The organism is Actinoallomurus iriomotensis (assembly GCF_030269445.1).
Classification (GTDB): domain Bacteria; phylum Actinomycetota; class Actinomycetes; order Streptosporangiales; family Streptosporangiaceae; genus Actinoallomurus; species Actinoallomurus iriomotensis.
The window spans coordinates 1-340 of sequence record NZ_BSTJ01000043.1 but is presented as its reverse complement, the minus strand read 5'-3'; the positions used below and the strand labels follow the sequence as shown (position 1 = coordinate 340).

The 340-nt window shown below is 59.7% G+C and carries 1 rRNA gene; it reads right to left on the bottom strand.

Annotated features, from left to right (window positions below):
• Positions 1-340, bottom strand: a 23S ribosomal RNA gene (locus QSK37_RS51320); the annotation flags it as partial.

Here is a 340-nt window from a genome sequence, read left to right as displayed (position 1 = left end):
GGGATCACTCACTTCACCTAAATCGGCTCGGCATCACATCTCACCCTCATGCACCACGGATTTACCTATGGTGCGGGCTACATGCTTACCCCAGGACAACCATCGCCTGGGCTGAGCTACCCTCCTGTGTCACCCCATCACTTGCCTACTACCACCTCAGGTCCCGCACTCGCTCCGGCAAGGTCCCCGAAGGAACCAAACGGAGTCCGCGTGGTTAGTATCAGTGGGTTCAGCATGGGCGCGTGTCAGCGGGTACGGGAATATCAACCCGTTGTCCATCGACTACGCCTCTCGGCCTCGCCTTAGGTCCCGACTTACCCTGGGCGGATTAGCCTGCCCC